Genomic DNA, 16,451 nt, shown 5'->3' with positions numbered 1-16,451 from the left:
GAGCCCATTGTTTTTAGGAACGTGAGTCGTTCACCTAGTGGATGACCACAATCCGCTTAGTCGCTTGTCCTTCCGGGGTTTGAATACCCAGGAAGTAAGTGCCAGCGGCGAGGTTAGCGGTATTGAAGGTATAAGTGCCGCCCTTCACGCCTTCGTAGACATTGCGCTCGATCACTCTGCCGAACATATCTACCAGTGCTACGCGTACCTCATCTGCATATTCGTCCAGCTGCAGCTCCAGTTGGAAGGTCTCGTTGGCGGGGTTAGGGAAAACCGTCGCTTTGTTGTCCGCCAGAGTAATGTCTTCTGCGTCCACGCTGAAGCCATTCAGGTGCAGGCGAACCACTGCGCGGAAGTCGCCAGCCCAGCCACCAGTATAAAGCTGATCTGTGAAAGTCATGGTGCTTAAGCCAGGGTAAGCTTCATTGCCCGCGTAAGTGTACCATGGTGGAATACCGAGTGCGGCATTTACACCGTTATACTGTGCCATGAGCAGGTAGCCGGTATTGGCTTTCAGCTCGACCGGCTCAGGGAATTCCACGGTAAGGAGGTCATAAGGCTCTTCGTTACCGTTCAGGATGTAAACCGCCTGTCCTACAATCTCGAAGGTCGAGTAGTCGATTTCATCACCGGTAGCGCTTTGACCATCTCCATCGGGATCTGTGTCAAACAGCGTCAGGAAGAAAATGTCAGCATCGTTGAAGCCCGTGCGGATAGAATCCGGGTTGCCAAGGGAGAAAGTGGCATGTGTAGCCATTGCACCCTGGTCATTGGTCTCAAAGTAGTTGCCAAAGTCATAAGTCAGCAAGTCTTCGACGAAGCCCTCGCTGGTTGTGGCAATCCAGCTGTCCACCGGCCATTCCGGGATATTGCCATTGTCCATTTGGAAGGTGAAGTCCGTAACAGCAAACTGACGCCGCAGGGTATCCGCGGTCAAAGAGTTGGTGTACAACATCTCGTAGGTACCCACTTCAGCGGGTGTGTAAGGCTCAAACTCAAAGGTGTGAATGACATCAGGATTAATGGTATCCACCTCAGCGGTCAGCTTGGTTTCTGTGCCATCCGGAGCGATGATGTCAACGCTGGCAGAGACATCAAGGACCGGTTCCATCGGGTCCAGGTTCAGAAGGTCTACTGAGATGTTCTCAAAAGGAGTTACCTGAGCCAGCGGCGTCCCGTAGCGGTCAGGCCCCAGGTCACCAAAGAATCCGCGTACCTGGAAAGTCCCGATTACGGTTTCACCAGCATCCAATGCCTCAATGAAGCCGGCAGCTTCGCCCGGATCGTTCAGGAAAACAGATGGGATGGTTACCTCTAACCCTTTTTCGTCACCAGCCGCCATACCTCCGGTAGCATCACTACCGTCTGCATTAACAATGACCACAGCAATGGCACCTGCTTGCTGAGCGTAGTAGATTTTATCACTGAAGAAGCAACCTCCACGGCGGATCAAAACCATTTTGTCCGTGTAGTCGACCATGGTAGAGGTGTCGCAACCTAAGGTATCCATACCATCGCCTGCGATATCATCATCATCGACCCACATTACTTCTGCGGATACGGTGGTGCGGAGTGGTTGTGTACCCCATTCTGTAGAGTTACTTACAGAAGTGTAGTCTCCGATCGTCCGGGTCAAGCCTGTACCAGGCACTTCAAAAAAGACGTCGACCGGAATCGGAGAATCGTTTGGAATCTGTGCCATCAGTGGGTTGGCAGCCAAACTAACAAGGCAGCATATTGCCAGCAGTTGGTAAAGTTTTTTCATACTAAATGGTGTTTTATTTAATTTCTGGAATGAAAATAGGGATATGTTAGCTTACTGACAAAGTGTGGAGGTGTTAAATTTTAAATAGCGTGCAACTTTTTGCTCAAGGCATCCGTCATTGATGCAGAAATGTGTCCGAAAAACAGGCACTTTCGTCGATTCTGCTGGACATGCTGGTAGAAAATCTGTATTATTGCAGTGACTTATTAGAAATCTAGGAAATGAAAAAGCCAAACACCCGTACTGTACTCGTTTCGCTGGCACTGGCAGCTAGTCTTTCCGCTTACACTTTTCTCAATGTAGCTTCTCATCAGTTGAATATTGGAGAGGATACGGCTGTTGAGGAACTGGATTACGAAGACCGCATTGAATCAGAATCTGGTTCTGTGGTTCTGCCCGATGTGCGCCTGATCAAAAAGGCGTTTGAAGTAGGAAAGCGCTTTTTGCCGGCAAGCTAAGCCGCATTTTTTCACCACCCGACTAAAAAACGGATGCCCGACTTAACGAGCATCCGTTTTTTTTTATTGCTTGTTTCGAGCTTTAGCGCTTGCGCTTCGCCCGGCGACGGGCTATACCGCCCATTTTTTTGCCACGCTTGCCGGCTGTACCACCTTTGCCGCCCGGAGCACCCATGCCCATGCCCGGCATCTTGCTCATCTTGTGCATCATCTTCCGCATTTGGTCGAACTGCTTCAGGAACATGTTGATCTCCTCAATCGACTGCCCGCAACCACCGGCAATACGGCGCTTACGGCTCGTATTCATCAGCTCAGGGTTGGCGCGTTCCTGAGGCGTCATACTGAAGATGATCGCTTCCACCTTATTAAAGGCATTATTGTCAATATCGAGGTTCTTCGTCATTTTGCTCATGCCCGGAATCATGCTCATCAGGCTTTTGAGGTCGCCCATCTTCCGGATTTGCCCAATCTGTTCCAGAAAGTCATTGAAGTCAAACTTATTCTTCTTGATCTTCTTCTCCAGCTTCTTGGCCTGCTCCTCGTCGAACTGCTGCTCAGCACGTTCCACAAAGGAGATGATATCACCCATGCCTAAAATACGGCTGGCCATACGGTCGGGGTGGAAGACATCAAGCGTGTCCATCTTTTCACCGGTGGAAACAAACTTGATCGGCTTGCCCACGGTGTATTTGATGGAAAGCGCCGCACCACCGCGCGTATCGCCATCGAGCTTGGTCAGCACCACACCGTCGTAGTCGATGCGGTCATTGAAGGCTTTGGCGGTGTTTACCGCATCCTGCCCGGTCATAGAGTCCACCACAAATAGCGTCTCATTAGGCTGCACCGCTTCTTTGATGTTGGAGATTTCCTCCATCATCTCTTCGTCAACCGACAAACGCCCGGCCGTATCAATGATCACCACATCGTGGCTATGCGCCTGTGCGTGCGCAATGCCCTTGAGCGCGATCTCTACCGGATTTTTGTTCTCCATTTCCTTGTACACCGGCACCTTGATCTGATCGCCAATCACCCCAAGCTGATTGATCGCCGCCGGACGGTATACGTCACAGGCTACAAGCAGGGGGCTTTTCTTATTGTTGACTTTCAGGTGGCGCGCCAGTTTTCCTGAGAAAGTGGTTTTGCCAGACCCCTGCAGGCCGGCAATCAGGATGACTGATGGTTTGCCTTTCAGGTCGAAGGAAGCCGCTTCGCCACCCATCAGGCTGACGAGCTCGTCGTTGACGATCTTGACCATCAGCTCACCGGGCTTCACCGAACTCAGGACGTTTTCCTGCCCAAGGGCTTTCTCCTTGACGGTATCTGTAAAGTCTTTGGCAATTTTATAGTTCACGTCGGCCGCAACGAGAGCACGGCGGATTTCCTTTACGGACTGCGCGATGTTAATCTCCGTAAGCTTGCTCTCTCCTTTCAGGGTTTTGAAGGCCCCCTCTAACCGGTCACTTAAGCTATCGAACATATTCTATTACTTCGTTTATGATATTGTGAACTGGGTGCAAAAATAGTAAAAAGCTTCCATCTTGTCCATAATGTGTATAGCGGGTGTTACTTTTTCGCATTGCCTCGTCCTTATTGTACACTATTCAGCTAATAGAAACGGCACAAACGGGGTAAATGATTTGAGATTTATGGTTTCTGCCCTAAAAAGTCCGAATCCTTAAGTGACTTTTCGGCTGAAAAGGCTTAATTTAATGACTGATCTATAGAAGTCATAGCTCCCCGCACTTAGCACAAACAGTACAGGCTACCTGAATTAAGACGACTACATTGGGTTGCCTGTTCTGAAAACCAAATATTCAATAAACAAAACGAAGCTATGTCTTTTCCACTAAAATTGCTCCTGGCAATCGTAGTGTGGCTGGTGTTTTACTTGCTGACCTTCAACGGTTGCCATGAAGCGCTTTGCCATGCCTGCGACGAAGCCCCACAGGAAATCACGGAATCCACTGATGCAAACCGGGCTGCTGTTGCTGATTCCCCGCTTTATTTCAAATGGTCTGATACTGAAGCTTACATTAGCACAGGTATTGAGGCTTTTTTGCGGAAGCAGGTATTGGGGGGCGACTCCTTGCAATTACTGGAAATCACGGGGCTCTACTTCGAGGGTGAAAAAGCAGCGGCCGGTTCCGAAAACCTTGGCCTTGCACGTGCAAAGGAAGTAGCCCGGCTGTTTGACGGGCTGCTGGACAGTACGCGCCTGCAGTTGCGCGCCCGTCAGGTGAAGGCCCCGGCGGACGCCAAATCTGCACCTTTTGAGGGCGCATTGTTTGAATGGGTGGATCCCAAAGCTCAGAATTCTGTAGAACAACTTGATGACCGGGTGTCCATCCGTTTTCCCACAGGTTCTGCTGACCGGGTTTATGCTCCGGAAGTAGATTCCTTCCTGGTTAAGCTGGCCGAACGGCTACGGTCATCGGGGCAACCGTTGCGGATTACAGGGCATACGGACAATACAGGTTCAGCAGAGCAGAATATAAGCCTGGGGCTGGCCCGAGCAGAAGCGATAAAGCAGTTTCTGGTAAAAGCCGGCGTATCTGCCTCACAGGTTACCACGGATTCCAAAGGCGATGCCCAGCCAGTTGCCTCTAACGCTACGGAGGAGGGGCGCTATCAGAACCGCCGGGTGGAAGTCCGTATTGAACCGCAATAAAAAACCTCAGCAAAACGAAATCAACTATGGAATTCGGAACACTATTTCTTGCCACGCTTGAGCCTTGCTGGCTATGGTGGCTCATTTTATCTGCCCTGGCTTTTATACTGGGCGCTATCGTTGGCTGTTTGCTGTGTGGCAATAAAAAGAAGCTCCGGGAGCTGGAAGTTGACAATGCTGCACTACAGGCCCGGAGCACCAACTGGGAAAAGGACTACATGGGGCTGAAGTATCAGCACGAGCAGTTGGAGGGTACCCTTAAGGAAATCCGTGCAAAACTGAACAGCTGCGAAGCAGACAAACGGATCTTGGAATCCAAATTAGCGCAGGCCGGTGAAGGAGAGGGGAGGGTAGAGCTGTCAACGGGCCCTACGTTAGTAGTGGCCATGGGGCGCTCGTCCAACCCGGATGACCTCACAAAAATCGAGGGCATCGGCCCAAAAATCGAGGGGCTGCTTAATGCCGGTGGAATTTACACCTGGAAGGAGTTAGCAAATACGACCGTAGAGCGGCTGCAGGAAATCCTGGATGAGGCTGGCAAACGGTTTGGCCTGGCAAAGCCGGATTCCTGGCCCCGGCAGGCTGCATTGGCAGCAGCCGGGGAATGGGAAGCTTTACAAAAGCTACAGGATGAGCTGCAGGGTGGCATAGACAAAAGCTGAGGGAGACTAAAAAGCTGAAAATCATGAACCCTTACTTTTCCGGCCTGTTGTGGTGAAAAACAAAAAATCATGCGAATTGCCTACTTACTTTCACTCCTGATTTTAGCCGGGCTGTCAGCCTGCACTCCTTCCGGAGAAACGGACGATACACTTACGACAGCACCGCAGGTATACCCTAATCCGGCAGCCCCGGGTTTCAATGCAGGTGCATCAGATGAAAAGGCGATAGCCATCGCAGATTCGGTGATGGAGGCAATGGGAGGCCGGCGCACCTGGGACCAGTCCCGCTACTTCCACTGGAATTTTTTCAACCGGCGTACCCTGCTCTGGGATAAGAAAACCGGCAATGTTCGGATCACGATGCTGCCGGACAGCAGTACCGTCATGGCTTTCAACCTGAATACCGGAGAGGGGCAGGCCAGGGTGGATGGAGCGCTCATTACGGAGCCGGACAGCTTGAAAAATCTCTTACAACAAGGCAAAAGCATCTGGATTAATGATGCCTACTGGGTTTTTATGCCTTTTAAGCTCAAGGACTCTGGCGTAACCTTGAAATATCAGGGTGTAGATACCACGCAGGCCGGGAAAGTAGCAGATGTCCTGCAGCTGACCTTCGAGGAAGTCGGGGATACCCCGCAGAACAAATACCTGGTATGGGTGGATCAGGACGAGCACCTGGTGCGGCAGTGGGCTTACTTCCGCGATGCAGCGGATGAAGCGCCGGGCTTTGTAGTTCCATGGCAAAATTATCAGGAATACAACGGGCTGAAACTGAGTGGCGATCGGGTCGAGCGAAAAATCACCGGGATTGAAGTCCTCGGAAACCTGCCCGATGAAGCCTTCCGCCTGGAGTAGGCATCGTACAAAAAGTCTGGATTTAACACACCTGGGCGTCGCCGCTGACTCAAATTAATCTATATTTGGCCCTAATTAATAAGAAACATTAGCGCTATGCCTTCTATTTCCAGCCGGGGCAAAAATGTTCCCATGTCGCCTTTCCGAAAACTGGTCCCCTTTGCCGACAAAGCCAAAGATGCCGGTAAGCATGTGTACCACCTGAATATTGGTCAGCCCGATATAGAAACGCCATTGTACGCCCTGCAGAAGGTGCGTGAAAATCAGCTAAAAGTACTGGCTTACAGCCCGGCAGTGGGGCAATTGAGCTACCGTAAAAAGCTGGTGGAGTACTATCGTAAATTTGAGATCGCGCTTACGCCTGACGATATCATTGTGACGACCGGAGGTTCTGAAGCCATTCAGTTCGCTATGCTGTCTTGTTTTGACATAGGGGACGAAGTTATCGTTCCCGAACCGTTTTATGCCAATTACAATGGCTTTGCGCAGATTGGCAGCCTGAATATCCGGCCTATTACCTGTGATATTGAAGATGGTTTTGCCTTACCCCCGGTAGAAGCCTTTGAAGCCGTCATCACGGACAAGACCCGGGGCATTTTTATCACCAACCCGAATAACCCTACCGGTTGCTTTTACAGCCGGGAAGATCTAACACAGCTGGGGCGGTTGTGCAAAGCATACGACTTGTTCCTGTTTGTGGACGAGGTGTACCGGGAGTTTTGCTACGATGGTAAGGAATTCTACTCTGCCCTTCGCCTGGAAGGGCTGGAAGATCATGTTATCGTGGTCGACTCTATTTCCAAGCGCTACAGTGCCTGCGGAGCGCGCATCGGAGCATTGGTTACCCGCAATCAGGGTGTTTTGGAAGCCGCTACCCGCTATGCCAAACTTCGCCTGAGCCCTCCGGGGCTGGCACAGATTTTGGCGGAAGCCACCCTTGACATGGACGACAGCTATCTCGGTCAGGTCACTGAAGCCTACGATCGCCGCCGGCAGGTAGTCTACAATCGCCTGCAGGCTATGCCCGGTGTGGTGAGCTATCTGCCCGGTGGTGCCTTTTACTGCTTTGCAAAATTTCCGTTGCGCAGCGCTGAGCATTTCTGTCAGTGGCTGCTGGAGTTCTTTGAGCACGAAGGGGCTACCGTCATGCTTTCTCCGGGCGAAGGGTTCTACGCCACGCCCGGGCTGGGCCGCGATGAAGTCCGGATTGCCTACATTCTGAATGAGCAAGACCTCGAAAAAGCGATGGATTGCCTGGAGGTGGCACTGGAAACTTACAAAGCGGTGGAAGCAGCCATGGAAGCTACTCCTGCCTCATAAATTAGCGGGCTGGCCGAACAATTCTGAATAAACATCTATTGTGTTTACCGCAAGCACCCTGAAAGTTGTACTTTTGCGGTGCTCTAGAAGCGCTGTGCGCATGCCGGAACATGATTTTTGGCCTAATTTTTTGACTTTCAGTTATTTAATAGCACAGCATTGGTGAAAAAAGTTCAAGATCTGAATGGATAGGAATACGATAATAGGACTCACGCTCATCTTTATCCTGCTGATGGCATGGCAACAGTTTATGGCGCCCACTGAAGCGGAGATACAGGAACAACAAGCCCTTCAGGACTCTATTGCGCAGGTACAGGCGCGGGTAGACAGCCTCAAAGCAGTAGCTAAGGACACCGTGGAAGCCGTACAGCTGGTGGAAACCGTGGATGATTCTCTGGCCCTCCTTCGTCAGCAGGCGGCATTTGGCCCCTTTGCTGCTGCAGCGGATGGTGAAGAACAAACCCTGGTGCTGGAAAATGACCTGATGAAGGTGAATCTCTCTTCAAAGGGCGGGCGCATCACTTCTGTGCTCATCAAGAACCACAAAAAACTCCGCTACCTGGAGGATGGTTCTACCGAAGAAGTGCCGCTCTACCTCCTGGAAGATGAAAAAAATAAGTTTGAATACTTGCTGCCCATTGCTAACCTGCCTTCCGGCGGTGTGAGCACCGGAGGCTTGTATTTCGATGTGGCAGAGCAAAACGAGCAGTCCATCGTCCTGCGTGCGCCAACGACTACCGGTGGCTACTTCGAACAGTCCTATTCCATCGCCGATGGGTCCTATAATATTGACTACGATATCAAGCTCGAGCAGCTGAATAACGTGGTGTCTCAGGGCGTGGATGAAATCAAGCTGAGCTGGGTAAACTACCTGGACAAGCTGGAGCACAACGAAGACTACGAGCGCCGCTATTCCACCGTTTATTTCAAACCGATGGATGACGCCCCGGACTACTGTAGCTGTACCGGAGACGATACAGAGGAGATTGACGGGCAACGCCTGAAGTGGGTGTCCAACGCCAATCAGTTCTTCAACACGTCCCTGATTGCCGAGAATGGTTTCGATGGCGGCACTTTTGAAACGAAAATGCTGCCTGAAGAAGGCGAAGACCTCAAGCTGTTGGTTTCAGAAATAGAAATCCCCTACGGCCGCTCAGGCAGTGAGTCTTTTGCCATGCACATGTATGTCGGGCCCAATGAGTTCGACCGCCTCTACAATATGGGGCACGGTTTGCAGGATGTGATCCCCTTTGGCTGGAGCATTTTCGGGTCCATCAACCGATGGATTATCCGTCCGGTGTTCAACTTCCTGTCGAGTTTTATCGGAAGTGCCGGTATTGTAATCCTGGTGCTGACCTTTGTCGTGAAGCTCGTACTGTATCCATTGACTTACAAGATGCTTTACTCCCAATCGAAAATGGCCGCCCTAAAGCCCCGTATGGAGGGGGTCAAGGAGAAATACAAGGACGATCAGCAGCAGCAGCAGATGGAGACCATGAAGATGTACCGCGAATTTGGGGTGAATCCGCTTGGTGGCTGTATGCCAATGGTGCTTCAGATGCCGATCTGGTTCGCCCTGTACCGCTTCTTCCCGGCCTCTATTGAATTCAGGCAGGCGAGCTTCTTGTGGGCCAATGACTTGTCTTCATACGACATTTTCTGGAAACTGCCCTTCGAAATCCCATTCGGCTTCGGTGCGCACATCAGCCTGTTTACCCTGCTCTGGGCGATCACTACACTGATCTACACCTACTACAATACCCGGCATATGGACATGGGCGCCAACCCGGCGATGAAGTACATGCAGTACATCATGCCGATCATGTTCATGGGTTTCTTTAATAGCTTTGCTGCTGGGTTGACCTGCTACCTGCTGTTCAGTAACCTGATCAATATTACGCAGACCATTGTCACCAAGAATTACATCATCGACAATGATAAGATCAACCGGGAGCTGGAAGCGTACAAACAAAAGCCGAAAAAGAAAAAGGGTTTTCAGCAACGCCTGGAAAAAGCCCTGAAGGAACAGCAGGCTATTCAGGAACAGCAAAAGAAAAAGCGCAAAAAATAGCCTGATCATAAAGGCGCTTATGGAGCGGAGTAGGGGCGAAGATGCTGCTGCTCCGCTTTATTTTTGCTTTTATGGCTGTTAGGGAAACGGGCTGTGCCGTTCCAACACATTGTGAGGGCCTGGGCATTAGGCCTTCGTTGCAAGGAACCTGTGCTGTACCAGCAAGCAAGCACCCAGGACACCAGCCCGGTTGCCCAGGTTGGATACCTTGAGGGCGGTATCATTGCTCACCAGGCTCAGGGAGTATTTGTTAAGCGCACTGAGCAATGGCAAGCGGATATAATCGCCGGTAGCAGCAAGACTACCCCCCAGCACAACGAGTTCCGGGTTAAATACGTTGATCAGTGCAGCGATGCCGCGGCCAAGTTGTTCACCAATCTCTGCGATAAGTTCGATGGCTAATACATCATCTGACTCTGCTACCTGAATAATAGCTTCCAAGTCAATTGTCTTCAAGTGCTCCTGATTTTGCACCAATTGAGTGGTGGCACCGTTGCGGACACGGGTTTTAAATCGTTCCTCCAATGCCCATCCGGAAGCTTCGGTCTCCAGGCATCCTTTTTTGCCGCACTGGCAGATAATGTTGTTGTCAAAGACCGGCATGTGCCCAACCTCGCCAGAATATCCTGATTTGCCGTAGTAAAGCTGCCCATCCAGCACCATGCCCATACCGATACCATAATCCAGATTGAGGAACAAGACATTTCGCTCCTGCTCAACCACTCCTGCTGCAAACTCCCCATAGGCCATGGCCCGGGAATCATTTTCAAGTACTACCTGAATGCCAAGTTTGTCTTTGAGGACCTCGCTCAGAGGTTGCTCTTCAAAGTGGAAAAAGCTATAACTAAAGCCGGTAGCTGAGTTGACACGGCCGGTTAGGTTGACACCAATGCCCAGGATTTTTTCCCGAGACTGGCCTAATTCCTTCATGAAAGATTTGATGAGCAAGCAAAGGGCATCAAGACTTTCCTGAGTATTGGAAAGGGTGTAAGGAACTTGCTCCTTGATTTTCACAATGTTTTTCTGGAAGTCGGTTAGCGCAATGTTTACAAAGGTCCGGTGCACATCCACCCCAAGAAAATAGGCAGACTCGGCAGCCAGGTCGTAGAGGTTAGGCGGGCGCCCGCCGGTGGAGTTGTCCTTGCCATAGTCTTTGACAAACTGCTCCTCCATCAGCTCGTTGAGCAAGGCCGTGACTTTGGGAACCGAAAGGTGCAAGGCCCTGCGAAGATCGCCAATAGCAGAAGGGCCATGTTCTGCAAAGTAGGCCAGCAGGCGTTTTTTTTGGTGGATTGATTTATAGGCGACGCCGCTTATCGAATCATTGAATTGCTCCGTGAGAAACAGCTTGTTCATACCAGGGTTCCTGTTTGATCGTATTGGCAAGTTGAAGTGTTAAAGGATTAGCATTTTCAGCAACAGAATGCCTTCCTCAACTTTCATCACTCCATTTTGCGCACCTGAAGGGTCAGGTATTTATGGGCTCAACCAGCCCAAAGGTAAATATCGCAGCTTGTTTTTTAAAAATATCAAAAAGAAGGGTTTTATTTTCGTTATTTTTTATTTTTCCTACCCTTTTTTGAAAATTTTTACTCCAAAGGCTGTAAGCCTGTAGCTGTAATGGGTAGCCATTGACCCTATTTCGTTTGTCCAAAGCTCTAAATACAATAGCGCCACCGGAATCTGTGGTCCCGATGGCGCCATTGAGTTGGAAAAGGGGCAGTCGTTATTCCGCCGCCACAAACCCTTTAGGGTGCATGTAGCCACGGAAGCCATAGAAGGCCACAAACAAGAAGGACACCACTGGGATCCAGAAACTGGCCTGAATGTTAACGGACTCAGAGAGGATACCCATAATTGGAGGGAAAACCGCTCCGCCCACAATGGCCATAATGATAAAAGACGAACCCAGCTTGGTATGTTTGCCCAAATCGCGGACGCCCAGCCCAAAAATCGTGGGGAACATAATCGACATAAAGAAGTTGACCGCAAGAATGGCGTAAACTGCCGCTGCGCCACCCAGCATAATACCCATTAGGCAAAGGCCGGCGGCAATCAATCCGTAAACGCCCAGCAGGGTGCTGTCCTTAATATAAGACATTAGGAAAGTGCCAATGAAGCGGCCGATCACGAACAGCAGGGTGCCTGCTACCAGGTAAGCTCCGGAGGCTACTTCCTTACTCACGCCTGGCATCATTTCTGTAACAAAGTCGATGGTAATGCCCCAAAGCCCCGCTTGGGCACCAACATACAGCAACTGCGCAAGCACAGCGAGCATGAGGTGGCGAAACTTGAAAATGGCAGGGTCAAACTTCAGTTTATCGCCCTTGTCCGGCTCGGGCATTTGGGTGCGCCAGATCAGGAGGGCGACCACTAATACCGCCACGGCGATACCCACATAAGGTACGACCACTGCATTAGCGGCTTGTACTTTGGCCTCCTGCGTAGCCATGTCGCCTTCATTGCCGGAGAAGATAAGTAGTCCAGCCAGGTAGGGGCCGACTACCAGTGCAACGCCATTAAAGGATTGTGCAAAGTTGAGGCGCTGAGTGGCATTTTCTCTGGGGCCGAGAATGGTCACATATGGATTAGCAGCCGTTTCCAGAAAAGCCAGACCACTGGCGATGACGTAAAGTGCCAACAGGAAGAAGGCAAAGGTGAGCATCTTGGCGGCCGGGATGAAAAGCAGGGCCCCGATGGCGTACAGCAGCAGGCCCAAAATGATCCCTTTTTTATAAGTGTATTTTTCCATGTACAGCCCGGCAGGCACTGCAATCGTAAAGTAGCCCAGGTAAAAGGCCGTCTCTACCAACAGGGCCTGCGCCCGGCTGATGTCAAAGACCGGCTGAAAGTGCGAAATGAGTGCCGAATTAAGAATATTGGCGAGCCCCCAGAGGAAGAACAGACTGGTGACCAGTATGAAGGGGATTAAATGCGGATTCTTTTTCATGTAGGCTAGTTTTTTCGTTTCATTAGTTTGATGACCGGCCATTACAGCGGTTTGTAATGCGATGATAGGATAATTTTTGCATACAGGTGCAAAAAAGAGGCATAATGAATAGCACGCTAAATATGAAAATGCTTGAGAACAGAGCCTTTTTCAAATTGCTCGTCCACCCATTCAATATCCGCCCGAGAAAGCTCCAGGCGATAGTTCCCAATAACTCCTTTCCTGATCTTTGAACTGTCGGGGGCTGACGAGGCAGGCTTAAGCCGTTTGCTTTGGAATTGGTTTTCCTTTCGCTTCATAGAATCAAATGAAGCAATAGACAACGTCTTTTAAGTAGTGGTTCATCGATAGGCCATTCTAAAAACTCAAGCAGCTTAATGAAATTGTTCCATTCATCATCCATGAAGTTTTCATAAGTTATCGGGTAGTGTTTTTTAGGATCACCTTTGATTAAGGTATGATAAACCGTGGAATTGAATCTGATTATGGCTTCGATACCATATTGCGGATGCCTAATGAATTCTGAGAGCGATCCTCCAAAACTGCCTTTCCTGTGATACAGCTGATGGTAAAAAGAAACAACAGTATCTCGCTCATCTCTGAAAAGACAAATTTTCTTTTGCTCAAATTTTTGGATAATAGAAACAATTGCTTCCGGGGCTGCTGTGCCGATTTCTCTTTTATCGTTATAACCCAAATGTGTAAAATGAATACTGCCAAAGAAACGGGGGAGCCGAAAAACAAAGGTCTCCATATCATCTGTTTTCGACAAAGCATTAAAATAGAGGTGCAAGGCGTAGCGAATCCATGTTCTTCCTGATTTAGGATGGGAAATAAAAAAGTACTTAGAGGCTTGGGCTTTAGGATGAGTTAAGTCTTTCGGAATGGTTAGCATCATGTTAAGGTTTGAATAATAGGGTCAGCCTGAGTGCACAGGACTTTGGTTTGGGATAAATATCTGCGTTAGAATTGAGTTTTTCTACATTAAAGCTATATTTGATCTCATGATGACGAATCTGAAAACCCTATTGAAAAAGTGGTTCGCTGCAGAGGGGAATAAAACCTCAGCAGTGCCCAATTCTGTGATCCTGACCGGATTGCCCAGAGCAGGTACGACCCTGACTTGCAAACTGCTTAGTGAACAAGAGAATATCATTGGACTCAATGAACCCATCGCCTGGCGCGGCTTGCGTTCATATCAGGAAGGTTTGGAACGAATAAATGATCATTTGAATCGGTTTCGTCATACCCTTTTGACGGAGGGTAAAGCTCCGGTAAGGGGGAAAGACGGGAAAGTTACCGATAATCATTTTGAGCGTACGGAAGGGGCTCGTAAAAGAGTGATTCGTCGTGCAGAGGTCTATTTTGATAAGCCGTTGACCGCTGACTTTAAGCTGTTTGTTAAGCACAATTCGGTATTCACACAGCTGCTGCCCGACCTGATGAAGACTTATCCCTGCTATGCCATCATTCGCAACCCACTCGCCGTATTGGGGTCCTGGAGTACCGTTACCATTCCGGTTTCCAGAGGGACGATGCGGCACCTGGAAGTGTTGAACCCCAAAATGCAGCGGCAACTGGAGCAAATGGGAGGCCTGTTGGAGCGCCAACTGTTCCTGCTGGATTTTTATCTGGAGCGGTATGCTGAGCTTCAGCCCGATCGGGTAATCCGGTATGAGTCCGTTATAGACACGCAGGGGCAGGTGCTGGAAGGAATGATAGGACAGCCGTATGTGGCGCATACCATTTTGGAGAGCAAAAATGTGGGGACGGTCTATGATCGGGACCAGATGCTGAAAATGGGGGAAGCGCTTTTAAATTCAACCGATCACCACTGCTGGTCTTTTTACGAAAAGGAAGAAGTGGAGCAGTTATATCAGCTGTATGAACAGCAGCTTGGTTAACCTGAGCAGCCGTTAAAATAAGGTTACATACCAAACGAATTTCCAATGAGGCTTTGGCCTAAAAAAACAAAAGTCTGCCTGGTAACCATAACAAGCCCGAACTTCGTACCGGGCACCTTGGTCATGTTATATTCCTTCCTGAAATATAACGACTGGTTTAAAGGCGACATTCTCATCTACGCCTATGATTTATCAGATAAAGATCGCGACTACTTGCAACGGTTTCCAAATGTAAAGTTTATAGAGCCATTTCCAGAGGTCGTAGAGCGGGTGGAGGCGATACTAAAAGTCCGCCCCGGGCTCGCCTATAAAAAGATGGTTTTTTACTCCCTGAACCTCTTTAACCTAAAGGGGTATGACAAGTACTTCTACATAGATAGTGACGTTTTCTTTCAGGATAGCATTGAAGAGTTGGTCGACATGGACCATAGCCTAATGTGCTGTAAGGACTCTGTTTCTTATAAAGGTTTTGCCAAGGATGGGGATACGTTTGAGATGGTACAAGATATTGACCGGGGTGGCAATTTGTGGTTCCGGACATTTAATGCCGGTATTTTCTTTCTTGATAAAGCACTTGTTAACCGGAAAGTATACCAGTCACTCCTTGATTTGCTGGACCCCAAGCTTTACGAAGGGCTTGGAAGGCCAACAACAGATCAGTTTCTGCTCAATCATTTTTTTAGAAATGATTATCATATCTTACCTGGCATTTACAACTATCGGGTCAACCTGGCGGAGCATATAAAAACGCAGGAAGGTTTTAGCTTTGAAGATGTAAAAATCTTCCATTTTCCGGGTCAAAAAAACCCGTGGATGGCGGACCAAGTCTTAAGAATGGTACTTAAGAATAAGGTGTATTGGCGCGCCTTTCAGTTGTGGAATAAGCTGTACATGGAAATGTTGGAGGAATGGAGTGAAGGGTAGGGAATTTAGGTATAATCCGTCAGCTGTTTCAGGGAAATATTGCTAATTAGACGTGTCTCAATCATGATGAGGAGGAATGAACGAACCCGCTCCAAGCATGATGACCTAAACAGCGCTATGGCAGCACCCTATTGGGACATTGCCGAACCCTTCCACTTTAAAGGATCGAGAATTTTGTATAATGATAATAAGCCATACCTACAAATACTGTTTTTTTAGTGTGCCCCGAACTGCTTCGTCTGCCATCTCCAATTACCTGACGATCCATTTCAATGGAGAGAGAAGAGGCAAAAGGCATAACTCCTACCTGCAGTTTTGTGAAACAGCCACGCCTGAAGAAAGACTGTACTTTACTTTTGCAGGCGTTCGGCACCCAATGGATTCCGCTGTTAGCGAGTACTTTAAGAAAAAGAACGACCATAAAGGGAAGTTTTCCCGGGGGCGGCTCAGGACCGGGCGACCAGTCCATCCCGAAGCGATGGAACGCTACCATTATTTGGAAAAAACAGACGCTGACTTTTCTGATTATTTCCTGAAGTTCTATACGAAGCCTTACGGAATAGGCTTTCATGAGCAGACCCTGAAGTATATGGACTTCATTATCAAGTACGAATCTCTGGAGCCTGACCTGAAGCATGCTTTTTCCCTGACCGGTATTCCAACGGCAAGCATAGAGCTGCCCAAAGTGAACACTACTCGTAAAAGTGATCAGGACTTCCAATCATTCTACAGCCCTGAGGCACTGGAACGCGCAAGGGAAGTTTTTGGTTTCTTCATGGAGCAATACGGGTATGGCATAACAAGGGATCAATAAACTATACTATCTTTGTTGAAGTAAAGTCAGCCTGTTTCCTTTAACGCGTTGAATAACCGG

At 49.2% G+C, this 16,451-nt stretch carries 14 protein-coding genes; 9 read left to right on the top strand and 5 right to left on the bottom strand.

Annotated features, from left to right (window positions below):
* Nucleotides 1-34: 34 nt before the first annotated feature.
* Nucleotides 35-1,765, bottom strand: coding sequence for a T9SS type A sorting domain-containing protein (locus IX84_RS24900; protein WP_044227456.1), 1,731 nt, complete (start codon nucleotides 1,763-1,765; stop codon nucleotides 35-37).
* A 221-nt stretch (nucleotides 1,766-1,986) separates the two neighbouring features.
* Here IX84_RS24900 and IX84_RS24895 point away from each other — a divergent pair, with 221 nt between their 5' ends.
* Nucleotides 1,987-2,223, top strand: a complete 237-nt coding sequence (locus IX84_RS24895; protein WP_044227451.1) for a hypothetical protein — start codon at nucleotides 1,987-1,989, stop codon at nucleotides 2,221-2,223.
* A gap of 82 nt (nucleotides 2,224-2,305) precedes the next feature.
* On the opposite strand, the gene ffh is transcribed toward IX84_RS24895, so the two are convergent.
* The gene (gene ffh / locus IX84_RS24890) at nucleotides 2,306-3,700 is read right to left on the bottom strand and encodes a signal recognition particle protein (RefSeq protein WP_044227448.1); all 1,395 of its coding nucleotides are present in this window, start codon (nucleotides 3,698-3,700) and stop codon (nucleotides 2,306-2,308) included.
* A 357-nt stretch (nucleotides 3,701-4,057) separates the two neighbouring features.
* On the opposite strand from ffh, the gene IX84_RS31515 reads away from it, so the two are divergent.
* The 5 genes from IX84_RS31515 to yidC all read left to right on the top strand — a co-directional run bounded on the left by IX84_RS31515 (nucleotide 4,058) and on the right by yidC (nucleotide 9,799).
* A complete protein-coding gene (locus IX84_RS31515; RefSeq protein WP_052516378.1) occupies nucleotides 4,058-4,891 on the top strand; it encodes an OmpA family protein in 834 nt (277 codons plus the stop codon).
* Between the two features lie 26 nt (nucleotides 4,892-4,917).
* On the top strand, nucleotides 4,918-5,553 hold the full coding sequence (locus IX84_RS31510) for a helix-hairpin-helix domain-containing protein (protein ID WP_052516377.1): 636 nt from the start codon (nucleotides 4,918-4,920) through the stop codon (nucleotides 5,551-5,553).
* A gap of 69 nt (nucleotides 5,554-5,622) precedes the next feature.
* A complete protein-coding gene (locus tag IX84_RS24875) occupies nucleotides 5,623-6,408 on the top strand; it encodes a hypothetical protein (RefSeq protein ID WP_044227445.1) in 786 nt (261 codons plus the stop codon).
* Between the two features lie 96 nt (nucleotides 6,409-6,504).
* Nucleotides 6,505-7,728, top strand: a complete 1,224-nt coding sequence (locus IX84_RS24870) for a pyridoxal phosphate-dependent aminotransferase (RefSeq protein WP_044227443.1) — start codon at nucleotides 6,505-6,507, stop codon at nucleotides 7,726-7,728.
* Between the two features lie 184 nt (nucleotides 7,729-7,912).
* On the top strand, nucleotides 7,913-9,799 hold the full coding sequence (gene yidC, locus IX84_RS24865; RefSeq protein WP_044227439.1) for a membrane protein insertase YidC: 1,887 nt from the start codon (nucleotides 7,913-7,915) through the stop codon (nucleotides 9,797-9,799).
* Nucleotides 9,800-9,925: 126 nt separating this feature from the next.
* On the opposite strand, the gene IX84_RS24860 is transcribed toward yidC, so the two are convergent.
* The 3 genes from IX84_RS24860 to IX84_RS24840 form a co-directional block, all read right to left on the bottom strand.
* Nucleotides 9,926-11,155 carry an ROK family protein gene (locus IX84_RS24860; protein WP_044227436.1) on the bottom strand — a complete coding sequence of 410 codons (1,230 nt, stop codon included), beginning with the start codon at nucleotides 11,153-11,155 and terminating at the stop codon, nucleotides 9,926-9,928.
* A gap of 370 nt (nucleotides 11,156-11,525) precedes the next feature.
* Nucleotides 11,526-12,749, bottom strand: coding sequence for an L-fucose:H+ symporter permease (fucP, locus tag IX84_RS24850; RefSeq protein ID WP_044227870.1), 1,224 nt, complete (start codon nucleotides 12,747-12,749; stop codon nucleotides 11,526-11,528).
* 295 nt (nucleotides 12,750-13,044) lie between these two features.
* Nucleotides 13,045-13,647: a sulfotransferase domain-containing protein gene (locus tag IX84_RS24840; protein WP_152605232.1), complete on the bottom strand. Its 603-nt coding sequence runs from the start codon at nucleotides 13,645-13,647 to the stop codon at nucleotides 13,045-13,047.
* A 106-nt stretch (nucleotides 13,648-13,753) separates the two neighbouring features.
* On the opposite strand from IX84_RS24840, the gene IX84_RS24835 reads away from it, so the two are divergent.
* The 3 genes from IX84_RS24835 (at nucleotide 13,754) to IX84_RS24825 (ending at nucleotide 16,391) form a co-directional block, all read left to right on the top strand.
* Complete coding sequence (locus tag IX84_RS24835) at nucleotides 13,754-14,653, top strand: sulfotransferase (RefSeq protein WP_044227425.1); 900 nt, start codon at nucleotides 13,754-13,756, stop codon at nucleotides 14,651-14,653.
* A gap of 45 nt (nucleotides 14,654-14,698) precedes the next feature.
* Complete coding sequence (locus IX84_RS24830) at nucleotides 14,699-15,577, top strand: glycosyltransferase family 8 protein (protein ID WP_044227422.1); 879 nt, start codon at nucleotides 14,699-14,701, stop codon at nucleotides 15,575-15,577.
* A 181-nt stretch (nucleotides 15,578-15,758) separates the two neighbouring features.
* Nucleotides 15,759-16,391 carry a sulfotransferase family 2 domain-containing protein gene (locus IX84_RS24825; protein ID WP_044227419.1) on the top strand — a complete coding sequence of 211 codons (633 nt, stop codon included), beginning with the start codon at nucleotides 15,759-15,761 and terminating at the stop codon, nucleotides 16,389-16,391.
* The last annotated feature ends 60 nt before the right edge of the window (nucleotides 16,392-16,451 follow it).

Origin of the sequence: Phaeodactylibacter xiamenensis, from assembly GCF_000759025.1 — a bacterium.
GTDB lineage: Bacteria > Bacteroidota > Bacteroidia > Chitinophagales > Saprospiraceae > Phaeodactylibacter > Phaeodactylibacter xiamenensis.
Note: the sequence above shows the minus strand (reverse complement) of the source record. Positions and strands in the feature narration are given on the sequence as shown.